This is a genomic window from Paenibacillus sp. JJ1722 (genome assembly GCF_048282685.1).
GTDB lineage: Bacteria > Bacillota > Bacilli > Paenibacillales > Paenibacillaceae > Paenibacillus > Paenibacillus polymyxa_B.
On record NZ_CP182500.1, the window covers coordinates 5,725,542 to 5,748,957 of the forward strand.

The window sequence follows — 23,416 nt, forward strand, 5'->3', positions numbered from 1 at the left end:
CATAACGTCACGGGCTTTATGTTATGGGTACGTGTCACTAGGCAGTATGATCACTCTATGCCGCACGTTTGTGCATAGCCAGACTTAGTAACGTTTGGGAGCAGCCAGCTTGGCCAAATCCGCCATATACGTAAAAAAGGCTTCTGGATCTGTATCGTATACCAGGTTCACAGGACGTCCACTTGCCTGTTCCACCGTTCTGCCCTGACTTGGGCCTTCTGCGATAACGCTGCAATGCACCGTCTTTTTCTTGACAATGTCCGGGCGTCCTACGGATGCAGTGGTCAGTACATCCCACAAGTAATAGGTTGAGTTCGTTTCGCTATAAACAAGCGGAGGACATCCTGCATAGCAATTGCCCAAGAAATCCACGCCTTCATATCGGCGCTCCGCAGCCCAACGATTGCGTACTGCTGGAGTTAATGGCACTTTGCTTGTGCTTTCCAGCGCTACCAGATCAATCGTAATGCCGCTTTGCCACACCCGATATGCCGCTTCTGGGTCCCAGAACACATTCCACTCTGCTGTGCCGTCATGCTCCGGCTCTTCTACATTCCCTTTTTCAAAGGTGCCACCCATCCATACCAGCTTTTCAATCTTTGCTTCAATATCCGGTGCTTCATCCAGCGCTCGCGCCAGATCGGTTAGCGGTCCAGTGAATAGCAACAGCGTCTTACCTTCAGCTCCGCGTACCTTTTCGATCAGATGCTGATGAGCTGGCAGGGATGAAAGCGGTGCTTCCATACGCCCCGATTCATTCAGTACGGGTAATGCATCCACATAGAAGGAATGTAAACGCCAAGCGGCAGGAAACGGATTTTTACCGCGTGAATTAGACTTTGCGACTTCCACAGGCCCTTTATTTTGTCCAAAACGATCAATAATTTTACGGCTGGCATCCGTCGCAGGCTCCAGGTAACCATCTGCTGGAATCACCGATACTCCGGTCAAATGAACCTGCTCCATCTGAAGCAGCATAAACAGGGATACTAGATCATCCACTCCACCATCATGATTAAAATAAACGTTTGTCTGACTCATCTGTCTCTTCCTTCCTTTATCCCCGTAAAACAGGCTTGTTCTTATCGGCAACCATCCTTCATTATGCCTGATCGCTTCACAGGAGTAAATGTGGGATAGTGCGTGAATCAGGGATTTTTTGCTTACTCCATGCTTAAGAAAGGTAGAAATGTGTGTAATAACAGGGTAGAATCGTGGGTCCTAATCGGAAGCGTATGAAGGAGAGATGCATATGACAGCCCGAACAATAGAAGAGTTGGAGCAGATCCGTAAAGAATGTAAATCCATGGTGACGAAAAGGGCTGCGGCTTCAGGTGGAGCGGTATTAGTTCCAGTTCCAGGGGCTGACGTTCTTGCTGATGTTGGCATTTTGATGCAGCTACTGCCAGCCATTAATGGAAAATTCGGATTATCTGAGAAGCAGCTGGAAGGTCTGGACGCAGAAACAAAATCCATGGTGTATGGTTTCATCACCTCAATTGGCAGCAAGCTGATCGGGCGACTCATTACTCGTGAAGCCATCGTGCAGATTTTGCAAAAAATGGGCATTCGCATCGCTACCAAGCAGGTTAGCAAGTTTGTCCCCCTTCTGGGGCAAGGGCTAGCCGCGGCAATTGGCTTTACTGCTATGCGAACCATTGGCAATCGGCATGTCGATCAATGTTATGAAGTAGCCAAACGCTTGCTGGAGCAGCGAACTGCGGCAGATATCGCGCGCAACTGGACGGTTCCACAGCAGCCTCTGGAACCTGTGGGAGTTGATCATTTGCCAAACCGGGACCCGGAAGCAGCAATTCCACTACTGCCAGCATCCACTAAAGATTAAGTCCTTCAAATTCAAGTCAATCATCCATTTCACCCACACGGGGTACTGCAGATCGAGACAGCTCCTGTATCCCGTGCTTTTTAGCCTTCCACCTTGGCTCCATAGGAGCGAGCTACCGCTACTGCCTGCTCGATATCCAGCTTGGCTCCAGTGATGTCCAGATCTTTAAAATTCACGCCATCCATCTTCGCACCGCGCAGGTCTGTTCCTTGAAGATGGGCTTTGTGCAGTCTTACTCGGGTAAGATCCGCCTCCCGCAAATCTGCTTTTTCCAAATTGCATTCGGATAAGTCAGCTTCCTTGAATCGTATTTTTCGCAAATCTTGTTTTCTTAAATCTGCATGACGCAAATTCGTATAAGACCAGTCTCCGCCCGTAATTGTGATACCATCCATATTCGCCCCTGCAAAATCTGAACCTACCAGCTTGCAGTTATCAAACCGGACTACAAACAGATTGGCGCTGGTGAACAAACAATTGGTAAAAGCCGACTCCTTGTAGTGAGATGCATTCAGAATGGCTCCGGTAAAATCACAGTCCACAAAAGTACAGCCCTCCACGAGGGACTCATTCATCTCCACACCCCGAAAGCGACATCGGGTAAACTCGCAATTTCTCCACTCGCCTTCTCTGGCATCCATTGATCCAAAATCACGGGCTTCATAGACCTCATCTGTATAAAAGAACATGTTCTCTCTCCTATTCCTTATTCCTTATATTAGGAATTCAGCATTTCGGCAAGGACCGCTCAAAACCGCCTTTCATTTTTCCCAGTAAACCCTTCATCATCTTATGATCCTGCGGCGTAAACTCAGACATACACGACCGAATCAACTTCGTATAATAAGGGACTATCTTACTTAACAGCTCTCGTCCTGCCTCCTTTAATCCGACAGTCACCATCCGCCCGTCACTCTCATGAGCCACACGTTCAATCATGCCATCTCGCTCTAATCCGTCGATCAGCCCCGTCATGGTTCCACGCGTCACATCAGCTTTTTCCGCCAACTCTGATGGTGTCATGCGATGCGGCGAATGGCAATGCAACAGGCTAAGAACAATAATCCGGCCCTGAGAAGCCCCCAACTTGCTAAAATCGGTATCCATTTCTCTGAAAATACCGTTAGCCAAGCGCGCAAATGTCACAAAAGTCTCTATATTATCCACTTCGGCATCTTCATGTCCAAAGCTACGCAGCACCCCGCGTATGGAGTCATTATGAAAATTAAAGTTCATAGTCTATCCATTCCTTCCTTAATCCCGCTTGTTCCGTCAGACGGTAGCTTTTCCATTCGTCTGGCAGCAAAGAAGCATACGGTTCCTTGGCAAAACGATCATCTACCAGAACCAGCAATCCTTCGTCGTGCTCTGTGCGAATAAGTCTGCCACCTGCCTGAAGAACCTTGTTCATCCCTGGATATACATACGCATAGTTGAAACCATTCCGTCCCTGTTCGGAAAAATAATCCCGCAGCACATCCCGCTCTGCTCCAATTTGCGGCAAGCCGACGCCGACAATCACTACCCCATTTAAGCGATCCCCAGGTAAATCGACACCTTCAGCAAACACACCACCCAGTACGGCAAAGCCAAGCAAGGTGTGCTCTTGCCCAGGCTGGAAAGCCTCTAGAAATCGATCCCGCTCTGGTTCGGTCATCCCCGGACTTTGTACCAACGTATTTGCGGACACGTCCCGAAGCATGAACTCCTCATATACCTCACGCAGATATGGATAGGACGGGAAAAATACAAGGATATTTCCTTTCCGTTCTACAACCAATGCAGCCAGCATATCCGCAATCGCCCCTTTGGAACGCTCACGATCCCGATAACGGATGGAGAGCGGCAGCAGACGTACATCCCATTGCTCCTGATGGAAGGGGGAAGGAACCTGTAACGTATAATCTTCCTCGTTTGCTCCGAGCATGTCCCGGTAATAAGCAAGCGGTGTCAACGTTGCGGAAAAATAAATGGCTGAGCGGTAGCCCTTAATAGCTTGTCCCAGCAAGTGAGAAGGATCGAGGCAGAACAGCTTGACCCTCACTTCACTGCGCCCCGCTTCCACATAAGTAACGTATCGTTCATCGTATAAAGCAGCAATGCGCAGCATATTCTGAGCGGTAAAATACGTATCTAGAAGCAATGCATAAGCCGTACCCTCACCGCTTGCGTGGCTTGTACTGCCCCCCGTCACCAGTTCACGTTCAGCTGCTTCCACAAAAGGCGCCAACAGCTCCAGCACCTCTTGCGGTGCTGCTGTCTCCACTGCTTTTCCTGTATCTGCATATTGCTTGCGCAGCATAATCATATGTGCGTTCACTGCACTCGCAGCCGCAGCAATCTCTGGGCTTAGCAACTTAAATTCTCGTTTCAGTTCCAAAAAAGAAGATTTCAAAATTTCCGCCGAAAACATGTCCCGACCGCGTTCTACCAGATTATGCGCCTCATCCACCAGTACGACACCTTTTCGCTTGTGCTCCTCCAGTAATCTTTTCAAAGAAATCCGTGGATCGAAAACATAATTATAATCACTGATTATACCATCCGAGGCATACGCCACATCCAGCGAAAATTCAAAGGGACATACCTTATGCTTGCGCGCATAATGCTCAATCACCGCCCGGGTCATTAACGTCTCATTCGCCAAAATATCGGATACCGCACCGTTGATCCGGTCGTAATAGCCCTCGCACATGCTGCATGATCCAGCATCACAATCATTTTCATCCTTAAAGCAAATTTTATCCTTCGCAGTCAAAGTCACCACATGCATGTGCAGCCCTTGGGCCTGCATTCTGGCGTAAGCTTCTTCGGCTGCTGCCCGAGTCGTGGTACGAGCCGTCACATAATATACTCGCCTAACCTGCCCCTCACCGATAGCCTTGATCGCAGGAAACAAGGTGGATACCGTTTTACCAATACCTGTAGGTGCTTTGGCAAACAGGTTAACCCCTTCGGCAATCGTCTTGTACACCGAACCCGCGAGAGTTCGCTGACCCGAACGATACGTGTCAAAGGGAAAGTTCAACATAGCAATGCTGGCATCCCGCTTTTCCGCATGTGCTCTCAGCAGGAATGCATACGGTGCATAACCAGCAATCATCTCTTGTGCGAAAGCTTCCAGCTCAGCAAAGGATAGCTCGCGCCTAAATCGGCGAATGTCTTCACTGTGTGCCTGTACATAAGTAAGCTGGACCTGCATGGAATGCTGTTGTTCCTCATGAGCAATCATATAGGCATACAGAAATGCTTGTGCCCAGTGTACGGGTTGACCGTCACCCTGAATATCTTCGAGGGGCAAAGAGATCGATTTAATTTCATCAACCGTCCATACGCCATCCAGCTCAATCAGTCCGTCACAGCGACCTTCAATGATAAACAATTCGTCCTTATACGAAATTTCTGTACGTAAATGTACCTCTTTGCGGTCATGCTCCTTGTAACCTTTCTGGATAACCTGATGCACGCGAGTTCCTTCGAGCATACTGCTATTCGAGCGAAAGCCGCTATGAATGCTGCCGCTCCGATGCACATATTCCACAAGTGGACGCACCGATATGTGAATTGGTTCCTTCATACGATCACCCGTTCCGGTCATAGTCCTTTCACTGTACCACGTAGATAAACGAAACGTAAGGGACATAAGAATCGTTTGTGGTCGATTGGTATTCACTCATGCCTACTTTTTACCGAAATATAGAAACGAGGCCTTTTGCTTTATTCCCCACGATACTACAACTCTCATTTCAGCATAAAGGATAGGGATATGTTAAAAGAATTAATTAACAATTTTGCGTTATTAACAAGCTTCTTATTCTTTGGAAATTTATTTTTCCGGAAATATGAGCGTTACCTAAAAAAACATGTATTCATTTATCGGGTAATGAACGGTTTAATGCTGGGTCTGTTTGGCATTCTGTTAATGATGACCGGTTTATGGATCCGTGGGCACTTTGTGGTCGATCTGCGCCAATTGGCGATTATCATTTCTGTTTATATGGGAGGATCGATATCCGGTCTGCTGACTACCTTGATCATAAGCCTGTACCGTATTTACATCACAGGTGGTTGGACAGATGTTTCTCTGACTGCTACCGTCAATTGCTTCATGACACTGGGCATTTCACTTATCTTTATTCGAGAAAAAAGCCTAACACTCCGCAAGTGGATGTCGGCCGTGCTTGGAGCTGCTATAGTGTCGCTGTTATCTACTTTCTATGTGGTTAATCCTCCTGATAATGAATCTATGATAATAATCACAACCGTTAAGTTACTTGGCGGCCTGTTCACTTATTTTATGATGTCCCATATCAAAAAAACAGAACGGGCTGTTCATCTGTTGGAAGAAGCTGCAAATCGGGATCATTTAACCGGACTCTACAGTCCGCGTGCTTTCGATGCGCTATTTGAAGAGGTCTTTCATACTTCCAAGACTACAAAACAGCCCTTTGGACTCGTGATGCTGGATATTGACCACTTTAAAAATATTAATGATACGTATGGTCATTTGAACGGAGATACCGTCTTAAGCCAATTAGGAATGCTGTTAATCCGGGAATCTACAACGAGGGCGTACCCCTCCCGTAAAGGCGGAGAGGAATTTGCCATTCTGATTGGAAATTGCGATAGTCAGAAAGCAGCAAGCTTTGCCGAAAAGATTCGGAAAGCTGTGGAAAATGAACGTTTTCTTTTGAATGACGGAACCTCGATCTCTCTAACCGTATCCATTGGAGCAGGCAGTTCACCTGTCATTGCATCGAGGCACTTACTGGAAAAGTCAGATGAGGCATTATATGAAGCTAAGCGTTCAGGACGCAATCAGGTGAAACTGGCAAAACCATAAATATTAGTCGCTAAATGTCAGGAAAGCTGGATTATTGTTAATAAAAAGTGGTAAAATGGAAATAACATCGTTATCAAAAAAACTTCTGCCGCTAGTGGAGACATGCCTTACAATCGACATGGGGGGTGGGCTTTGTGAACCTCGAACAATTGGAAAAACTCATGGAAAAAGAACGCCGTGAACTGAATCGCATGGCTGACTTACACGGATTAAAAGATGAACGTGTATTGGACAAATCCTCCAGACTTGACCGTATTATGGACAAGTACCTTCACACCAAGCGTGCAATAAACCAAACACACTCATAGAAGCAAGCTACATCGCTGCCCCTTAGGGCAGCTTTTTTATGATGTAAGCAGTATTCGTCCTTCTTCGGTACACATCTGCATCGTACTCACCTTCTCGCTGACTGACTACTTCCCGCCATATTCCGTCCGCAACAATTGTTGTGTGAACGATATCCATTCTCTGGCGGCAAAGGACAGATAACGATCGTTCCGCCAGATCATCCCCAAATGCCAAGGGATGACGGGGTCCACCAATGGAAGAACACGCAAGCGCTCGGAATCCAGATCTCGGCAAATGGCCTCCGGCAACAGCGCTACTCCCAGGTTTGCAGCAACCATTTCGCTAATCAGATCCCATTGTGAGCTTTCGTAGACTACACGCGGCTGAAAGCCAGCACGAACACATTCCGCAATGATACGGTCATGCAGCGTAAAATCCTCACGGAACAGTACAAACGCCTCCTCCGCCAACGCAGATAACGGTACCTCCTTGCACTCTGCCAATGCATGCGTAGGATGAACGAGCAAATTCAGCTTTTCCTCCACAAACAGAAATGTCTCAAACATATCTCCAACCGCAGGCAGCACAATCACCCCGATATCCAATGCCCCGGCTTCTACGTCCTGTTCCACTTTCTTCGCTCCGTCCTCAAATAATTGAATAGTCACATCAGGATATGCCTTATGGAATTCTCCAATGACACGCGGAAAAAAGCTTGATCCGACCATAGGGGGCAGGCCAATACGGATATGTCCCTTTTTCAAGTTCATCAAATCACTCAGCTCCGAGGACAGGCTTTGAAAGGACTTTACAATCGCTTGTGCTTGAAGCTCAATTACCTTTCCCGCGTCCGTCAGTTCGATTCTTTTGCCAATTCGGTCGAACAAAGCGACCCCCAATTCATCTTCCAGACTTTTAATTGTCTTACTGATCGTCGGCTGGGTAATAAACATGCTCTGGGCTGCCTTTGTAAAGCTACGCAACCGCGCGACTTCCAAAAAGTATTGTAAATGTCGGATATCCAAAGCTACACCTTCTCCCATAGACAAACGGAATAGATTACATTCTTTATATGCATTTTACTCATGAAAGCTTGTGATGTAAAATTTCATTACAGTTTGAAAATAACCGATCTCAAAGATAGGAGCCATTATATATGAAAAGCTTCATACGCGGTGTCCTCCAGATCGCCGTCCTGATGGCCTTTTCGCTCATCCTGAACGCGGTAGTCTCTTGGCTCCACCTGCCTGTACCCGGTAGTATCATTGGTATGCTGATCCTTTTTATTCTGCTGCAAACCGGCTTGGTCCGGCTAAGCTGGATTGAAGTTGGTGCAAATTGGTTGCTGGCCGAGCTGCTATTATTCTTTATCCCCTCCGCTGTCGGCGTTATGAATTATTGGCCGATGCTGGAACACGATGGTATGAGCATTATGCTGGTCGTGTTGCTCGGCACCTTTCTGGTGATGGCCTGCACAGGTATGGTCGCTAGTCTGCTTGGTAAACGAAAGGAGCATAAATCATCATGACCGGTCTTCTATGTATTGTATTGACACTCGCTATTTACTGGATGGCCAAACGCATGTACCGCACACTACCCAAGGTGTATTTGTCTCCATTGCTCATTACACCTATTGTTATCATTTTGATTTTAACGCTGACGGGTGTGAACTACCGTTCTTATAATTCGGGCGCTCACTTGCTGTCCATGCTGCTACAGCCAGCTACGATTGCATTTGCTGTCCCTTTGTACCGATATTTCCCTGTGTTAAAAAAACATGCGACCCAAATCGTGCTTAGCGTGCTGTCTGGGTCTGTTGTAGCCGTGTTGTCCTCCATGGCGCTTGCCAAGTGGATGCACCTGAATTCTTCGCTGCTTAGCAGCCTGATTCCTCGCTCCATTACGACGCCCATTGCGATGAATGTATCGCAAACGATTGGCGGCAATCCGACGGTCACGGCTGTATTCGTTATTCTGACCGGATTGAGCGGTCTTATTATCGGTCCGATGATTGTAAAGCTGTTCCGTATCGAAAATGAAGTCTCACGTGGGGTGCTGCTCGGTACCGGTGCTCATGGTACAGGCACTTCCAAAGCATTCGAGTTCAGTTCGCTGACGGGGACGATATCCAGCATCTCGATGGTGCTCGCCGCTCTCTTTACCTTGGCGGCTGCCCCGTTCCTGTTCCACTTGATGCTGTAAGCCATCTGTATACAAAGAAGCAGCGATTCTCTTGTTATGAAGAATCGCTGCTTCTTTGCTTTCAGTCCATGTCTCAAAGCAATGGATGGCTCAAGGATATATATCCCTCGCGGCCTCAAATAGCTTTAACGTCACCGGGTTTCACCTCTACCTCTACAGGCGTTACAGCTTCATACAGGTAAGCATCCAGCTCAGCCGTATATTGTCGTTCTTGCGCGGCGCCCCAGCCTGCATGTTCGGACATCCATGCGATGGCGGGCTGTTTCCAGCGCTTCACCTCGTCAATCTGGAAGAACAGAGCCCCAGTTCGGCGTATAAAAAAATCAGACGGTGTCACTGTCATTTCCTGTTCCATCGCATACAGGAGCGGGACACGCACTTCCACAGGCAGCGCCGCTTCCTTCTCGTTAGCCTCCTTCATGCTCTGTGCCGCTATGGCAAACAATCGCTCTGTGTTGGAGCCATAGCGGGTAGCCCATGCTCTAGCTATATCCGGCGACAGGCCGAGCGCAACACCTGCTGCGGTTTGCTTACCTACGTACGCGTCCCAGCCCGCTGAGCCTCCTACGCTGCCACCCGAAATCGGGATATGTCTGGTGCGGCATGCCCGGAAGCTCTGCCCATGCAAGCGCCCCAGCTCCTGTACCGCACGATCCACGACGAGTTCGGACATTTTCCGGTAGCCCGTCAGCTTGCCGCCTGCAATCGTGATCAGACCTGAACGGGATTCCCAAATTTCGTCCTTGCGTGAAATTTCCGAAGGGCTTTTACCGTCTTCATAAATGAGCGGCCGTACCCCTGCCCAACTGGATTCTACATCCGTAACAGTCAGCTTTACATCCGGAAACATTCCGTTGATCGCTTGAAGCACATAGGCCCGATCTTCGGCGGTCATCCGGGGATGCGCCGTATCCCCCTCATACACCGTGTCGGTCGTACCTGCATAGGTTTTTCCATCACGTGGGATGGCAAATACCATGCGTCCATCCGGTGTATCGAAGTACACTGCCTGTTTGAGCGGAAAGCGCTCAGCATCGAACACCAGGTGAATACCTTTCGTCAGGCGAAGCACCTTGCCCTCTTTGGAGCGATCCATTTCCCGTAACGTGTCTACCCATGGTCCGGCTGCATTAATAACCAGCGAAGCTTGAATTTCGTATGGTTTTCCCGTTACCCGGTCCGTTACGCTTGCACCGCTTATTCGTCCTTCGTCATACAGCAGCTTGTCAGCCTTGGCATAGTTCACCGCCAGCGCCCCTCGTGTAACAGCTTCCTTCATGACCTCAATCGTCAGGCGAGCGTCATCTGTGCGGTACTCTACATAGCTGCCGCTTCCCTTCAGTCCATCACGCTTCAGCAAAGGCTCGCGCTCTAGTGTAGCTTGGATGTCCAGCATGCGGCGGCGCTCACTACGCTTAACACCAGCAAGGAAATCATATACCAGCAGCCCGACAGAGGTGGTGAATGCGTTAAACGTGCCGCCCTTGTGAAAAGGAAGTAGCATACGCTCGGGTATGGTCACATGTGGACCATTTTCGAATACGATTGCCCGCTCCTTCCCGACCTCGGCTACCATCTTAACTTCAAACTGCTTCAAATAACGAAGACCACCATGCACTAGCTTGGTCGAGCGACTGGACGTACCCGCTGCGAAATCCTGCATCTCCACCAATGCTGTCTTCAAACCACGATCCGCCGCATCCAGCGCAATACCCGCCCCTGTAATGCCGCCGCCAATGATTAAAATATCCAAATGCTCATGTCCCATACGTTCCAAAACAGCGGTTCTCTCCTGCGCAGCAAATCCCTGTTCTCCCATCATTTATCCCTCCAGCTTTGTATATATTCACGATGCAATCTGCCAACCGAATCATCATAAGGTACAAAAAAAGACCACGAACATCGCTGCGGCGGATGCCGAGCGGTTCATGGTCTCTCCAAGTCTCCTGACGAGTATTAACTTATCTATATCGTAGCACACACGGTACGCTATGAAAAGGGAAATCTGCCTGTTGCCAGATGGCTCCCTTCTATCGCAAAACCGTCTCTACTTGAACGCCATTGCGGCATGAACTGCCTTTTTCCAGCCACCATAAAGCTCAGTCCGCATGTCCTCACTCATGGACGGAGTAAAGGTATGATCACTCTGCGCATATCCCCGGACTTCATCCAGACTGCTCCAAAACCCGACTGCCAGTCCCGCTAAATACGCCGCACCGAGTGCAGTTGTCTCGTTCACAGCAGGTCGTTCTACAGGCAGATCGAGAATATCGCTCTGGAACTGCATCAGGAACTCGTTCATCACTGCGCCTCCATCTACACGCAATGAACGCACAGGTACACCCGAATCGCTCGCCATGGCAGTTAGGACATCTTTAGTCTGGTAGGCCAGCGATTCCAGTACCGCTCGTATAAAGTGCTCCTTGGTCGTTCCCCGCGTCAAACCAAATGTCGCGCCGCGCACGTCACTGTCCCAATACGGGCTGCCTAGACCTACAAAGGCCGGGACAAAATATACCCCTTCCGTCGAGGTCACACGCGCCGCATACGCTTCACTATCTTTGGCCTCGCGGAACATGCGCAGCCCATCACGCAACCACTGAATAGCAGACCCAGCTACAAAAATGCTGCCCTCCAGCGCATACTTTACCTGACCATTCAGCCCCCATGCAATGGTCGTAATCAGTCCATGTTCCGAGTCACAGGGTTCATCTCCGGTATTCATCAGCATAAAGCATCCCGTACCGTATGTATTTTTAATCATGCCCTTGTCAAAGCATCCCTGACCGAATAGAGCTGCTTGCTGATCGCCCGCCGCTCCGGCAATAGGGATTTCCTGCCCAAAAAAGTGATAATCCACCGTATGCGCATATATCTCAGAAGATGATTTCACCTCTGGTAGCATAGACGCAGGAACGCCGAGAATATCCAGCAGCTCCTCATCCCATTTTAGCTCATATATGTTGTACATGAGTGTGCGGGCCGCATTGGAGTAGTCCGTTACATGTGCTTTACCACCGGACAATCTCCAGATTAGCCAGGTATCAATCGTACCAAACAGCAAATCCCCACGCTCCGCTTGAGCTCGTGCCCCTTCGACGTTGTCGAGTATCCATTTGACCTTGGTGCCAGAAAAGTAGGGATCAATGAGTAGTCCCGTTTTGCTATGAAAAATATGATCAAATCCACGGCTTTTCAATTCCTCGCAGATCCCGGCTGTTTGCCGTGACTGCCAGACCAGCGCATGATATACAGGCAGACCCGTATGTTTATCCCACACCACTACGGTTTCCCGTTGGTTTGTAATACCAATCCCGGCAATTTGGCTGGCTTTCACACCTGATTCCGACAAGCAGGAGGCGATGACGGCCAAAATAGAGCTCCATATTTCATTTGCGTTTTGCTCTACCCACCCCGGCTGGGGAAAATACTGTGGGAACTCCCGTTGTGCCTTGTATACCACTTTTCCCTGCCGATCAAACAAGATGGCCCGCGAACTGGTTGTGCCCTGATCCAAGGCAAGAATGTATTGCTCCATCGTTTCCCAGCCTCCTTGCATATTTATGTATTGTTACCCACTTGATTCAAATAAAAGCTATTGCTTATAATGCTCGAACAGTTGTTTATTGGAGGTCGTAACTGCTGTAGCTCCCGCAGCCAACGCCGCTTCCACATCCTCTGGGGTGCGAATAAGTCCGCCCGCCAAAATAGGAATGCCCGTGCGTTCGCTGACTTCCCTAATCATCGGTGGAACAACACCGGGCAGCACCTCAATATAATCAGGTCGTGTTTTTTCCACCAGCGCGTAGCTTTTTTCCAGCGCAATCGTATCAAGCAGAAACACCCGCTGCACAGCAAGAATCCCCTTCTTTTTAGCGGTTGCAATCACCCCGGATCGGGTCGAAATAATCCCAAACGGCTTAATTTCCTGACATAAATATTCAGCCGCATACTCGTCATTCTTCAAGCCTTGCACCAGGTCGGCATGCAGAAGCATTTGCTTGTTGCGACTCCTAGCCATCTGGTACAGGTTGCGCAGCTGCGCTACATGCGTATCCAGAAAAACCGCATACTCATAAGAGCTGTCCAAAATACCCTCCAGCTGCTTCATATGCTTAGCTGCAGGTAAAATGCGTTGTCCCTGAAATGGCATGGATATCCCCCTTAAAGCTGAATGTCGGTCAAACTCGTTCAAATTTTATATTATCACTCTGTTCGACGAAGGTGAAGCGGTTTCAAAAGAATACCCCTTTATACTCCATATGTGCCTTTATTTCTAAACAACATCCATGGATCATCTCTATTGGCTGCCACATCTGCCAGGTTCCTGGGATATTGTGGTTGGAGCTCCCCATCATCCCCAACTGTGCGCTCGATTACTCCCGCCTCTTTTACTTCCCTACCACAAAAACATTGAGATATTGCTTTCTTTTTTGTGCTTTTTAATCATCCATATGTCTATTTCATATTCGAAAAACTCGCATAAATTAATATTAATCTTTCAAAGAATGGAGTGAATAGAATGGGTTTTTATGTTCGTAACAGTACACCTAACCCTATTTCGGTTGCTGTTGGATACTATGATTCTGGTTGTAGTCCTATCACCTATGCTAAGAGAGGGTGGTACCGTATAGAACCCGGTAGACGCGCACTTCTTGTAGCTGGATCAGCAGCAAACCAATTTTTTTATGTCTATGGACATGACAGTTTTGGTAATTGGTGGGGTGGTGGTTTCTACACAGATGTTCCTAGAGAGGCTTTCACAAGATGCTGGATAGCAGGTTGCCAAGGTCAAGGCTGTAGAAGTGTGGGGTTCGATGAGATTAATGTTGGTAATTTCGAAAACTACACACTAAACCTTGTAGATAGTACCCAAGGTGCCTCTAAGTCAAGACGTACTCTAGTGGCGAAAAAAAGAAAGGCCAATTTTAAATTAGGGAAGTTCAGCTTTATAAAATCACCTGGAAAATTAGGTAAGTTAGGCAAGAATAGAAAACCACTATATGGTAAACGCAACTAGAATTATATATACAGAACCAAAAGAAGCACCTCCAGACATGAACTGGGAGGCGCTTCCTTACATACTCGCTTCGTATTCCTTCGCTCGTCTGTAAAGCGTGTTTGGCTTCATGCAGATCCGATTTATTTCTGCCCTTACTGTTATGCTCTAACTGTACCCCTTTACCCAGCACGATCGCTGCTATCCTCTCAGCCTGAAGCTAATCTAGCCCTCAAACCCTTGGCGCAGCCATGAGGTAGCGAGCGTGATCGCACCGCGCTTGGCCGCTGTTTCCGACAATGGGTTCAGCATCACAAAGTCGTGGATGATGCCTTGAAAGCGTGCAGCGGTCACATCTATCCCCGCTTCACGCAGCTTGTTCGCATAGGCCTCACCTTCATCGCGTAGCACATCGGCCTCGCCTGTAATGACCAGCGCACGCGGTAGCCCTTTGAGCTGTTCTGTGGTGGCACGTAACGGGGACGCCGTGATCTGCGCTCGTTCGTTGGGATCCGTCGTATATTGATCCCAAAACCATTGCATTCCTTCGCGGCTCAGGAAATATCCTGTGGCGAACTCCTGGTATGATTCCGTGTCAAAGGAAGCGTCCGTCACCGGATAAAATAACAACTGCTGCCGGATGGAAGGACCACTGCGTTCTTTGGCCAGCAGCGTTACGGCCGCGGTCATGTTACCGCCGACACTGTCTCCGGCTATCGTCAGCGTATCGGGCTTCAATCCATGCTCGCGCCCATGCTGCGCCACCCATTGAACGACCGCGTAAATTTCCTCAATTGCCGTCGGATATTTAGCTTCAGGTGACAAGCTGTATTCCGGGAATACAACTGCCGCCTGTGAGCCGACTGCCAATTCACGAATCAGACGATCATGCGTATGGGCATTACCGAATACCCAGCCTGCTCCATGAATATATACAATGACCGGGAGATCGCTTGTCACTTGTTGTGGGCGAACAATTCTGACCTTCACCTCGCCGCCAGGCCCACCTGGAATAGTTAGATCTTCTACATCTGCGGCGGGTTTGTCTGCTGGACCGGATTGGACCTCATTGACCGTTTCACGTCCTTTTTCAGGACCCAAATCATATAGAAACGGAGGCTTGGCATTATCATCTGCAAATTTCTGTGCTGCGGGTTCAAGCTGTACTTTTTTAATCATATCGTTTCACTCTTCCTTTCTTATCTGTGCTCTACATATATCCAATATGGCTTAAGTTTGCTCATTCAGTTTCACCTTATATATTTAAACGAGTTCCTCTCTTTCCAATCGGAGGACTTTAGTTTGCCCAACAGAAGAGCTTGACTTTTATTTTATATTGTAACTATAATAGTTACATGTTAAAGTTCGTAAATGTACCAGGTACACTTACGATCAAACTAATGAATCATCCACATCATATTTATAGGAGGCTATCTATTATGAAAATTGCAGTTATTGGTGCAACCGGTAAAGCAGGAAGTAATATCGTAAAAGAAGCATTAGACAGAGGACATGAAGTAACCGCAATCGTCCGTGACTTGGCTAAAGTAACGGAAAGCCGTGCTACTGTAGTACAAAAAGACGTTTTTGATCTAAAAACAGATGATCTGAAAGGTTTTGACGTAGTCGTTAATGCTTTTGCCGCTCCACTCGGACAAGAGCATCTGCATGTCGATGCAGGTAACGTACTGATTGAAGCCCTGCGTAATGTATCCGGTACTCGCCTAATTGTCGTAGGTGGTGCAGGCAGCTTGTTCACTGACGAATCCCAAACACTTTTGGTAAAAGATACTCCTGGCTTCCCGGATTTCGTATACCCTACAGCAAATAACCAAGGAAAAAACCTGGAAATTCTGCGTGGTACCCGCGACCTGAACTGGACTTTCATTAGTCCTTCCGCTGAATTTGCACTGGGCAAACGTACAGGCTCTTACCAAGTGGGAAAAGACACTCTGTTGGTTAATTCCAAAGGTGCAAGCTATGTCAGCTATGAAGATTATGCAGTTGCCGTAGTGGACGAAATCGAAAAACCGCAACATCTGAACCAACGTTTCACAGTGGTGTCCGAATCCTAATTTCCCTATTCTTGCAGCACATTTAGCATAAAAAAGACCCTTCGCCCATTCTCTCATGCTGCACGCTATGAGAAGCTGAACCCGAAGGGTCTTTTTGTTATGACCTGTTGATACTCTCGTTATGAATTGTCAGTGCTGACCTTCTTTTCTATATCGTGAGCGGAAGTCTCCCTCTTATCGCTAAAACACAGCTTGAGAATCGGAGGCGAAGCCAAGGTCGTCAGAATGATGGCAATGATCACCGATGTAAAATATTGCTGTGCCAACAGACCCGTCTGTAGACCGGTAGCTGCAATAATAAGTGCGACCTCGCCGCGAGATATCATCCCGGAGCCGATCGCAAGGGCAGAACGGTTATCGAAGCCCGTCAGCCGCGCCCCGAGACCTCCCCCGATTAGCTTTGTCACCAGCGCAATCAGTGTCAAAACAACAACAAATCCGAGCTGCTGCCCTACTCCCTCAAAGGAAACATTTAATCCGATGCTGACAAAAAATACAGGAACAAAGATGGAATAAGCGATGGGCTCCACCTTTTCTTCTACGACGTGCTTAAAGCTGGTTTGTGCAATGGCAATCCCGGCCGCAAAAGCCCCGATAATACCTGCCATCCCCAACATATCCGCAAAATACGCAAACCCAAAGCAAATAATCAACACAGTCGTGATGACTGCTTCAGTCACCTTGAGTGGAGCAAGTATTTTCATAATCCACGGAACAACGAACCAGCCACCCAGAATAGCTACTACGAAGAAAACTAGCTTTTTGCCAACAAGAAGTCCCAGCGAAGTTTCTCCACCCATACCGAATATACTCATTACTACCGCTAGTAGCACCACGACAAGCACATCATCCAGCACTGCCGCACCCAAAATGGTCGAGCCTTCCCGGGTATTCAGCTTATTCATATCCTTGAGTACCTGTACCGTAATGCTTACAGAGGTAGCACTCAGAATAATTCCTAGAAACCAGCCTTCATGCACCGAGAATCCAAAGGCTTCCCCTACACCAAAACCGCAAATTAGCGGTAAAATAATACCTCCAACCGCCACAGCTACCGCAGGCTTCCAGTTACGTCGAAGTTGATCCAGGTCCGTCTCCAGTCCAGCAATGAACATCAGCAGCAGCACGCCGATTTCAGACATATTATGAATCAGCGAATCATTCTGAACCCATCCCAATACGGCTGGACCCAGGACAATTCCTGCGATCAGCTTTCCCAACACCGCTGGTTGACCGAGTCTGACAGACACATGACCCGCGACTTTTGTGAACAACAGAATCAGCAGTAGATACAATATAAATTGCATAGGCTGATAACCTCCTTTGGTTTAATCCTTGAACTTATTTGCGCATAATTCACGATATTGAAGAAAACTAATAATCATAAAATGCTAAACAAACGTGCAAAATATGTGTCTGACCTTAACGGACAACTCGCAAAATAAAAAGGGGAACCCGAGATACAGCACAGGTTCCCCTAAAAAAGACATAAAGGAGCCTTGGTGACAGGCTCCTCCGGTAATTCATATATTCATTTGATGTTGTCGGTCATACTTGCGCAAACAAGCAACTTTATCCTTTAATTATATCTCTTCTGTAAACCCGTGTAAACGTATTGAATCAATTTTCTGCTTTTTTCACATAGTGGTCGCGGTATTCGTGGTCCAGCATACTCATCAGAATCGAATCATGGTATTCATAATTATAGAATAAAGCATCCCGCTGCACACCTTCGCGCTGAAAGCCTACTTTTTCATAGCAACGAATGGCGCGTTCATTAAAATCAAATACATTCAGCTCAATCCGATGCAGATTACAGATACCAAATCCGTAACCCAGCATGAGTACAAGCGCTTCGGTGCCGTAGCCTTTCCCCTGATTTCCCTGCTCATTGATCGCAATACGGATGTTGGCACTGCGGTTCAGGCTGTCCATATCCTGCAAGGCAATATCCCCAATGACACGATCACCTTCGCGAAGCGCAATCAACAGCAGCAGGCTTGAGGCATCCTGTCCTTTAGCTTCAATATAACGGGCAATTTGATCCTTGGTAAAGCTGCGTTGTGTGCCTGTCAGCCGCCGCACATCCTGATCGAACAATGTATTATAGTATAGCTCGGTGTCCTCTACGTTAACGGGACGCAAGTATACCCGTGATCCTTCAAGTAACCGTGCCACAGGCTCAGAGGATGAAGTTTGTTGAGTCATCATGATCTCTCCCATGCTAAAAATATAAATGACGAAAATCAAAGCAAATTATTGCGCAAGATCGACTACGCAAGGTCTGCATTTTGCTCCGTAGTCAGGCTAGAATCGGCGAGGGACTCGCGCCAAATTACAGATTGAAGCAGCAGTCCCGTCAAACCCAGGATTCCAACAGTCATTCCGATCCAGACAAAAGCCGTGCCCGCCCCTGCTATTCGGATCAATACTCCTCCGGCAAGCGGTGAAACGACCATGATTGCTCCAATCACGGTACTTTGGATACCAAAGACGCGTCCTACCATATCAGCAGGGGTTTTGGCTTGTAATATATAGTTCTGGGTGATAATGTACAGGCCGTTGCCCACGCCCAGCACAGCCCCGATCATAAGCAGTACAGGCAATCCAGTTCCAGGTTGCGCCCAGCCTAAAGCAGCAATAGCTCCGCCAACCAGCACATATCCACCACCGAGCCCCCAGCCTGCGCTTATGCGATTCAAGCGATTAAGCACAAGCATGCAGCCGACGGCGCCAGCCCCAATGGCTGAAACCAGCCAGCCAAGCAGCGATTCATTACCTGGAGCGAGCACTCGCAGCAATGTAGGGAACTGGTAGTCGATCATGAGAATGGCGATTAAGCCGAAAAGTCCGAATATGAGCGTATGCAAAAGCATTCGACTGCGCCATAAGAACGCCCAGCCCTCACGCCATTGGTTGAAAAAACGAGATGCGCGGACATGCTCCTCCCGCATCTTAGCTTCATCAGCCTCAGGCGCTGTATGCGCAGCCGACTTTCCTTGCTGCTCGGCTGCAACAGCTTGTTGGTCTGCGCTGACCAGCGCCGGACCGATTCCGCGCAGCGGCCACAGCAGCAGGCCGGAACAGAGACGCAGCAATGCATTGAGAATAATGCATGCCTGGGGGGACAACACAGTCAAGGTCATAGCACCCAGTAATGGCCCTGCCACTTTGGAGGCCTGATTGACCAACCCATTCAGCGAGGTTGCCCGAAATAGGTCGTCGCTGGTGACTACCGTGCGGGTCAAGCCTTGCTGTGAAGGCATTTGGAATACGCCAGCCGCCGCGCGCAGACCAAGCAAAGGCAGCAGCCACGCCGGGCCCGGGACGGCGAGGATGGCCAGCGTCAATAAGGCAATAGCTGCATCGCAGACGATCATCAGCCTGGCCTTGTGTACCCGGTCGGCTAACGTGCCCGCGATGGAACCCAGCAGCAGACCCGGTAGGGCCATCACTACCGGAATCAGTGCAATCATCATAGGGTCGGCTTCCCAGCGATAGGCAACAAGCACCTGAATGGCGATAGCATCAAACCAATCGCCAAAGGAAGCAGCCGTGTGCGCTGCAAACATCCGCCGAAAACGGCCATTGCGCCAAATGCTAGGCGTGGATTGCAGTTCTTTCTTTTCCTTCATTATCTACTCACCCTGCTCTCATTTTCAGCTTCTTTAGCAATAAGAACATTCTAGCGGGTCTATATCAGAGGAAAATCAGACAGCTAAAAACATCAGACGACAGAAAGTGTTTGTTCCAACCAGCGCCTTAGCGCTGGACGATGCAGTGTTAAACTGTTATCCCGGTCAAGCCGATCATATTGAGCCGCATATTTCTCTTCCAGCATGGGATAGGAGCCGCAAAGCTTCAAAAAACTGCGGATTTGGCAGATCGCTTTGATTTTTAGCAATTCCTGTTTAGCCATATCAAGGGTGCCCAGCCCTTCATCCATGAGCCGCTCGGCGTTGCCCACATCTCCAGTACGTAAAAGCATAAGTCCGCGCATCATGCGATAACGGCCCAGTTCGCGCAAATACGGAGCTTCCGACAGCATGCCTTCCAGACGATCAGACAGTTCCGCAGCCTTTTCCATATGATTGGAAGCCAGATGCATGTACATCTCCATCAGTGCAACAGGCATCACAAATTTATCGAGATCATCCCGCTCCATGACCCTCAAGGTCAGTGGTAGACCTTCCTGTGCGCGTTCAGGTTTTCCATTTTCCACATAAGCCTCCAGGATGTTGAGAATGCGTAATTCCCGTTCCTGATCACTGGACAGCAGCCTGCTGGAAAGCGCACACTCACATAGAGCAAGCCCCTCATCCGTCACCCCTGCTGTGCACATATATAGCAGCAGCATCCAATACAATCGGTCTGCGCGTGTAAAGTCCTCCCGCTCCAAGAACCAGGAAACATCCGCCTGTACAAAACGGGTATACATTTGATAAAAGACAGACAATTCAAAACCCATCTGCTCCTGCTGGGCAGCCAACGCTACGATGGAGTTCCCCTGCCCCAACAGCTGGTATTTCCGGAATAGTCCATGTACGGCGTCCTGCACCTCCTGATCGTGCAAGGACGGATGATTCTGTGGCTGCACGTCAGTCAAGGTCAAGCTGTAGCCATACCCTCTGACCGTATGAATACGGAGCACATCCCATGATTTAAGTTTTTTGCGCAATCTGTAGATATGATCATCCACCGTACGCTCCACCGGATACTCCAGCGGCCACACACGATCCAGCAGTTGTTCCCGGGTGAACACCTGATTCCGGTTATCGTACAGAAAGCGCAACAGCGCAAACTCTTTAGCCAACAACATAACACGACCTGCACTACAGATCACACTGTAACCGTCTGCATCAAATTGCAGTCTGATCATCCACCTCGCCTCCGACATATCGTTTCTTGGCTGCACCCAGCCCTATAAACATAAGCAGAACACTCAGGCACAAGAGCAGCAGCAGCGGAATTGTCCAGCCTTGTGTCGCATCATGCAAATAACCGAACAGTGTCGGCCCGGTCGCTGCTAGCAAATAACCAAAGGATTGCGCCATACCAGACAGCTCTGCTGCCTGCTGTGGTGTCCGCGTCCGCAAATTAAAGAACATCATCACTAACGGGAAAGCAAAACCACCCGCTATACCGATACAAATGACCCAAATCACACTCCACTGTGTAGCTCCAAGCAGAAATCCACCCAGACCGATAAAATACAGCACAGCCATAATCAGAACCAATACCCGCTGATCCTTCACCCGTGCCGCCCAAATAGGCACAATAAAGGTAAATGGCATTTGCGAAAACTGCAGCACAGACAGCATCCATCCCGCAGTCTCTGAATCCATTCCCTGTCCGCTCATCATTTCTGGAAACCAGGCGGCAGGAACATAGAACAGAGCAGATTGCAGCCCCATAAACAGCGTCACCTTCCAAGCCAAAGACGATGTATATACATTCACGGTTCGGGCAGACACTGCCGCTTTATTGGCTGTTTTGCGTGCCTTAAGGAGCTGGGGCACCCAGAGTAAAATACCTACGACACCCACAATCCCCCATATTCCCAAAGCACCTCGCCAGCCCATACCTCCATTTATAGCCAGCGGTATACTCAGGCCAGATGCGGTTGCTGCGACCACATTCATGGATACTGAGTATACGCCGGTCATTAGTCCGCTGTTGCGAGGAAACTCCTCTTTGATCAGACTGGGCAGTAACACATTACACACGGCAATAGCCAGTCCCAACATGGCGGTCCCGACAAATAATGCGGTCACCCCCAGCGTTGAGCGCACCACAATACCTGCGGTCAACAACAGCAAGGCTGCAAAAATAACAAGAGACGACCCGAAGCGGCGCGACAGTTTGGCTACAAAAGGCGACAACAGGGCAAAAGCCAGCAGCGGCAATGTCGTTAATAGGCCACTCAGTGTATTCGAAATATGCAAAGAATCCTTAATCAAACCGATAAGAGGTCCTACCGAGGTAATCGAGGCGCGCAGATTGGCACCTACCAGAATGATCCCTACGGCAAGCACCCAAGGACCGGCATGCCACAAAGATTTGTATACCAAAGCTCGTTGGTGTTGCTGTGAACTCATCTCTCCATTCTCCAATCCATCTGTATTATGCTCAAAGGCTCCAACCAAGTGTACGGCTGGAGCCTAGCAATTTTTATCTCATTAAATTATAAAGGCATTCGTGCCATATGCATAGGACGGATCGACACAGCGCCCCAAGTCTTCAAGTTCACCATATAGCTTCATTGAAAAAATAAAAGCTGCCTGAAAGGATAGTTTCCTTTGGAGGCAGCTTTCAGTTCATAAACTTCGATGCGACCAGCGCTGCTTAACGTACCAACCAGCCGCCGTCCACCGCCAAGATATGACCGTTCATGTAGTCGGAACCCTGACTGGCGAGGAAAACCACAACTCCCATCAAATCAGACGGATCGCCCCAACGACCCGCAGGAATACGCGACAAGATTTCTTGATTGCGACTTTCATCCGCACGGATTGGAGCTGTATTTGCCGTAGCAATATAACCCGGCGCAATCGCATTAATCTGAACGTTATGAACTGCCAGCTCGTTCGCAAATGCCTTGGTCAAACCAGCTACCGCATGCTTGCTCGCTGTATACGGCGGAACGAATTTGCCACCCTGAAAAGCAAGCATAGAAGCGACATTGATAATCTTCCCGCTTTTTTGCTCTACCATCACCTTTGCCACTCCCTGGCTCAGATGATATACGGCATTCAGGTTGATCTCCATAACAGCGTCCCAATCCTCATCTTTATACTCGAGCAGAGGGGCGCGACGAATCGTACCTGCATTGTTTACAAGGATATCAATTTTACCGAATTCATTGACGCATTCTTCTACAATTTTTTTAATGGATTCTTTTTGCGTCAGATCCGCCTCATGAAAGACAACCTTCACACCTGTAGGTTCGAGCAGACGTCTTGTTTCTTCATAATCATCATTGTTAGCTACAATGAACAGGTCTGCACCCGCTTTGGCCAAAGCTACGGAATACCCTTGACCCAAACCACTGTTGCCTCCTGTTACAATCGCCGTTTTACCTTTTAGACTGAAAAAATCCAATGAAAAATTGTCCAGACCCATGTCTACGCCTCCATCACAAATTAGTATAAAAACCTATATTT

At 48.6% G+C, this 23,416-nt stretch carries 22 protein-coding genes; 7 read left to right on the plus strand and 15 right to left on the minus strand.

Annotation, left to right across the window (positions count from 1 at the left end; all coding sequences use genetic code 11):
• Positions 1 to 84 precede the first annotated feature (84 nt).
• Positions 85 to 1,041: a nucleoside hydrolase gene (locus ACM1ND_RS25475; RefSeq protein WP_053326338.1), complete on the minus strand. Its 957-nt coding sequence runs from the start codon at positions 1,039 to 1,041 to the stop codon at positions 85 to 87.
• 211 nt (positions 1,042 to 1,252) lie between these two features.
• Here ACM1ND_RS25475 and ACM1ND_RS25480 point away from each other — a divergent pair, with 211 nt between their 5' ends.
• The gene (locus ACM1ND_RS25480; protein ID WP_053326339.1) at positions 1,253 to 1,846 is read left to right on the plus strand and encodes a hypothetical protein; all 594 of its coding nucleotides are present in this window, start codon (positions 1,253 to 1,255) and stop codon (positions 1,844 to 1,846) included.
• An 80-nt stretch (positions 1,847 to 1,926) separates the two neighbouring features.
• On the opposite strand, the gene ACM1ND_RS25485 is transcribed toward ACM1ND_RS25480, so the two are convergent.
• From ACM1ND_RS25485 to ACM1ND_RS25495, 3 genes are read right to left on the minus strand one after another with little or no spacing between them, the layout of a single operon-like run.
• On the minus strand, positions 1,927 to 2,535 hold the full coding sequence (locus ACM1ND_RS25485; protein WP_028540785.1) for a pentapeptide repeat-containing protein: 609 nt from the start codon (positions 2,533 to 2,535) through the stop codon (positions 1,927 to 1,929).
• A 37-nt stretch (positions 2,536 to 2,572) separates the two neighbouring features.
• The gene (locus ACM1ND_RS25490) at positions 2,573 to 3,082 is read right to left on the minus strand and encodes a MarR family winged helix-turn-helix transcriptional regulator (RefSeq protein WP_013312480.1); all 510 of its coding nucleotides are present in this window, start codon (positions 3,080 to 3,082) and stop codon (positions 2,573 to 2,575) included.
• Positions 3,072 to 5,444, minus strand: coding sequence for an ATP-dependent DNA helicase (locus ACM1ND_RS25495; protein WP_028540786.1), 2,373 nt, complete (start codon positions 5,442 to 5,444; stop codon positions 3,072 to 3,074). Before ACM1ND_RS25495 ends, ACM1ND_RS25490 begins: the two co-directional genes overlap by 11 nt.
• A gap of 168 nt (positions 5,445 to 5,612) precedes the next feature.
• On the opposite strand from ACM1ND_RS25495, the gene ACM1ND_RS25500 reads away from it, so the two are divergent.
• Entirely contained in the window at positions 5,613 to 6,689 is a 1,077-nt protein-coding gene (locus tag ACM1ND_RS25500; RefSeq protein WP_418026818.1) for a diguanylate cyclase, read from the plus strand.
• Positions 6,690 to 6,823: 134 nt separating this feature from the next.
• Positions 6,824 to 6,997, plus strand: coding sequence for an aspartyl-phosphate phosphatase Spo0E family protein (locus ACM1ND_RS25505; protein WP_013312483.1), 174 nt, complete (start codon positions 6,824 to 6,826; stop codon positions 6,995 to 6,997).
• Between the two features lie 105 nt (positions 6,998 to 7,102).
• Here the strand turns inward: ACM1ND_RS25505 and cidR are convergent, their stop codons facing one another.
• Positions 7,103 to 8,002, minus strand: a complete 900-nt coding sequence (gene cidR / locus ACM1ND_RS25510) for a cidABC operon transcriptional activator CidR (protein WP_023990853.1) — start codon at positions 8,000 to 8,002, stop codon at positions 7,103 to 7,105.
• A 131-nt stretch (positions 8,003 to 8,133) separates the two neighbouring features.
• Between cidR and ACM1ND_RS25515 the strand changes: the two genes are divergently transcribed.
• Together ACM1ND_RS25515 and ACM1ND_RS25520 are read left to right on the plus strand one after the other, a co-directional pair.
• Complete coding sequence (locus tag ACM1ND_RS25515; protein WP_013312485.1) at positions 8,134 to 8,505, plus strand: CidA/LrgA family protein; 372 nt, start codon at positions 8,134 to 8,136, stop codon at positions 8,503 to 8,505.
• Positions 8,502 to 9,179 carry a CidB/LrgB family autolysis modulator gene (locus ACM1ND_RS25520; protein WP_013312486.1) on the plus strand — a complete coding sequence of 226 codons (678 nt, stop codon included), beginning with the start codon at positions 8,502 to 8,504 and terminating at the stop codon, positions 9,177 to 9,179. The genes ACM1ND_RS25515 and ACM1ND_RS25520 overlap by 4 nt, the downstream gene beginning before the upstream one ends.
• A gap of 115 nt (positions 9,180 to 9,294) precedes the next feature.
• On the opposite strand, the gene ACM1ND_RS25525 is transcribed toward ACM1ND_RS25520, so the two are convergent.
• From ACM1ND_RS25525 to ACM1ND_RS25535, 3 genes are all read right to left on the minus strand, one after another.
• Positions 9,295 to 10,998, minus strand: coding sequence for a glycerol-3-phosphate dehydrogenase/oxidase (locus ACM1ND_RS25525; protein ID WP_418028045.1), 1,704 nt, complete (start codon positions 10,996 to 10,998; stop codon positions 9,295 to 9,297).
• A gap of 228 nt (positions 10,999 to 11,226) precedes the next feature.
• Complete coding sequence (gene glpK / locus ACM1ND_RS25530) at positions 11,227 to 12,717, minus strand: glycerol kinase GlpK (RefSeq protein WP_103047288.1); 1,491 nt, start codon at positions 12,715 to 12,717, stop codon at positions 11,227 to 11,229.
• A 57-nt stretch (positions 12,718 to 12,774) separates the two neighbouring features.
• Positions 12,775 to 13,332 carry a glycerol-3-phosphate responsive antiterminator gene (locus ACM1ND_RS25535; RefSeq protein WP_272639411.1) on the minus strand — a complete coding sequence of 186 codons (558 nt, stop codon included), beginning with the start codon at positions 13,330 to 13,332 and terminating at the stop codon, positions 12,775 to 12,777.
• A gap of 369 nt (positions 13,333 to 13,701) precedes the next feature.
• Between ACM1ND_RS25535 and ACM1ND_RS25540 the strand changes: the two genes are divergently transcribed.
• Positions 13,702 to 14,199 carry a DUF1036 domain-containing protein gene (locus ACM1ND_RS25540; RefSeq protein ID WP_025721808.1) on the plus strand — a complete coding sequence of 166 codons (498 nt, stop codon included), beginning with the start codon at positions 13,702 to 13,704 and terminating at the stop codon, positions 14,197 to 14,199.
• Positions 14,200 to 14,403: 204 nt separating this feature from the next.
• On the opposite strand, the gene ACM1ND_RS25545 is transcribed toward ACM1ND_RS25540, so the two are convergent.
• Positions 14,404 to 15,357: an alpha/beta hydrolase gene (locus ACM1ND_RS25545; protein ID WP_418026821.1), complete on the minus strand. Its 954-nt coding sequence runs from the start codon at positions 15,355 to 15,357 to the stop codon at positions 14,404 to 14,406.
• 260 nt (positions 15,358 to 15,617) lie between these two features.
• On the opposite strand from ACM1ND_RS25545, the gene ACM1ND_RS25550 reads away from it, so the two are divergent.
• The gene (locus ACM1ND_RS25550) at positions 15,618 to 16,253 is read left to right on the plus strand and encodes an NAD(P)-dependent oxidoreductase (RefSeq protein ID WP_023990858.1); all 636 of its coding nucleotides are present in this window, start codon (positions 15,618 to 15,620) and stop codon (positions 16,251 to 16,253) included.
• Between the two features lie 119 nt (positions 16,254 to 16,372).
• Here ACM1ND_RS25550 and ACM1ND_RS25555 read toward each other — a convergent pair whose 3' ends face one another.
• The 6 genes from ACM1ND_RS25555 to kduD all read right to left on the minus strand — a co-directional run bounded on the left by ACM1ND_RS25555 (position 16,373) and on the right by kduD (position 23,375).
• Entirely contained in the window at positions 16,373 to 17,560 is a 1,188-nt protein-coding gene (locus tag ACM1ND_RS25555) for a cation:proton antiporter (protein ID WP_418026823.1), read from the minus strand.
• Positions 17,561 to 17,873: 313 nt separating this feature from the next.
• Positions 17,874 to 18,464 carry a GNAT family N-acetyltransferase gene (locus ACM1ND_RS25560; RefSeq protein ID WP_413630609.1) on the minus strand — a complete coding sequence of 197 codons (591 nt, stop codon included), beginning with the start codon at positions 18,462 to 18,464 and terminating at the stop codon, positions 17,874 to 17,876.
• A gap of 62 nt (positions 18,465 to 18,526) precedes the next feature.
• Positions 18,527 to 19,888, minus strand: coding sequence for an MFS transporter (locus tag ACM1ND_RS25565; protein WP_209940618.1), 1,362 nt, complete (start codon positions 19,886 to 19,888; stop codon positions 18,527 to 18,529).
• A 92-nt stretch (positions 19,889 to 19,980) separates the two neighbouring features.
• Positions 19,981 to 21,132 (minus strand): winged helix-turn-helix domain-containing protein, encoded by a 1,152-nt coding sequence (locus ACM1ND_RS25570; RefSeq protein ID WP_418026825.1) that lies wholly within the window; start codon positions 21,130 to 21,132, stop codon positions 19,981 to 19,983.
• Positions 21,113 to 22,351: a CynX/NimT family MFS transporter gene (locus ACM1ND_RS25575; RefSeq protein WP_418026826.1), complete on the minus strand. Its 1,239-nt coding sequence runs from the start codon at positions 22,349 to 22,351 to the stop codon at positions 21,113 to 21,115. The genes ACM1ND_RS25570 and ACM1ND_RS25575 overlap by 20 nt, the downstream gene beginning before the upstream one ends.
• A gap of 247 nt (positions 22,352 to 22,598) precedes the next feature.
• The gene (gene kduD, locus ACM1ND_RS25580; RefSeq protein ID WP_023990864.1) at positions 22,599 to 23,375 is read right to left on the minus strand and encodes a 2-dehydro-3-deoxy-D-gluconate 5-dehydrogenase KduD; all 777 of its coding nucleotides are present in this window, start codon (positions 23,373 to 23,375) and stop codon (positions 22,599 to 22,601) included.
• Between the last annotated feature and the right edge of the window lie 41 nt (positions 23,376 to 23,416).

Coding starts and splice junctions, on each gene's coding strand:
- ACM1ND_RS25475 (WP_053326338.1), bottom strand. CDS start 1,041: ATGAGTCAGACAAACGTTTATTTTAATCATGATGGTGGAGTGGATGAT.
- ACM1ND_RS25480 (WP_053326339.1), top strand. CDS start 1,253: ATGACAGCCCGAACAATAGAAGAGTTGGAGCAGATCCGTAAAGAATGT.
- ACM1ND_RS25485 (WP_028540785.1), bottom strand. CDS start 2,535: ATGTTCTTTTATACAGATGAGGTCTATGAAGCCCGTGATTTTGGATCA.
- ACM1ND_RS25490 (WP_013312480.1), bottom strand. CDS start 3,082: ATGAACTTTAATTTTCATAATGACTCCATACGCGGGGTGCTGCGTAGC.
- ACM1ND_RS25495 (WP_028540786.1), bottom strand. CDS start 5,444: ATGACCGGAACGGGTGATCGTATGAAGGAACCAATTCACATATCGGTG.
- ACM1ND_RS25500 (WP_418026818.1), top strand. CDS start 5,613: ATGTTAAAAGAATTAATTAACAATTTTGCGTTATTAACAAGCTTCTTA.
- ACM1ND_RS25515 (WP_013312485.1), top strand. CDS start 8,134: ATGAAAAGCTTCATACGCGGTGTCCTCCAGATCGCCGTCCTGATGGCC.
- ACM1ND_RS25520 (WP_013312486.1), top strand. CDS start 8,502: ATGACCGGTCTTCTATGTATTGTATTGACACTCGCTATTTACTGGATG.
- ACM1ND_RS25525 (WP_418028045.1), bottom strand. CDS start 10,998: ATGGGAGAACAGGGATTTGCTGCGCAGGAGAGAACCGCTGTTTTGGAA.
- glpK (WP_103047288.1), bottom strand. CDS start 12,717: ATGGAGCAATACATTCTTGCCTTGGATCAGGGCACAACCAGTTCGCGG.
- ACM1ND_RS25535 (WP_272639411.1), bottom strand. CDS start 13,332: ATGCCATTTCAGGGACAACGCATTTTACCTGCAGCTAAGCATATGAAG.
- ACM1ND_RS25540 (WP_025721808.1), top strand. CDS start 13,702: ATGGGTTTTTATGTTCGTAACAGTACACCTAACCCTATTTCGGTTGCT.
- ACM1ND_RS25545 (WP_418026821.1), bottom strand. CDS start 15,357: ATGATTAAAAAAGTACAGCTTGAACCCGCAGCACAGAAATTTGCAGAT.
- ACM1ND_RS25550 (WP_023990858.1), top strand. CDS start 15,618: ATGAAAATTGCAGTTATTGGTGCAACCGGTAAAGCAGGAAGTAATATC.
- ACM1ND_RS25555 (WP_418026823.1), bottom strand. CDS start 17,560: ATGCAATTTATATTGTATCTACTGCTGATTCTGTTGTTCACAAAAGTC.
- ACM1ND_RS25560 (WP_413630609.1), bottom strand. CDS start 18,464: ATGATGACTCAACAAACTTCATCCTCTGAGCCTGTGGCACGGTTACTT.
- ACM1ND_RS25565 (WP_209940618.1), bottom strand. CDS start 19,888: ATGAAGGAAAAGAAAGAACTGCAATCCACGCCTAGCATTTGGCGCAAT.
- ACM1ND_RS25570 (WP_418026825.1), bottom strand. CDS start 21,132: ATGATCAGACTGCAATTTGATGCAGACGGTTACAGTGTGATCTGTAGT.
- ACM1ND_RS25575 (WP_418026826.1), bottom strand. CDS start 22,351: ATGAGTTCACAGCAACACCAACGAGCTTTGGTATACAAATCTTTGTGG.
- kduD (WP_023990864.1), bottom strand. CDS start 23,375: ATGGGTCTGGACAATTTTTCATTGGATTTTTTCAGTCTAAAAGGTAAA.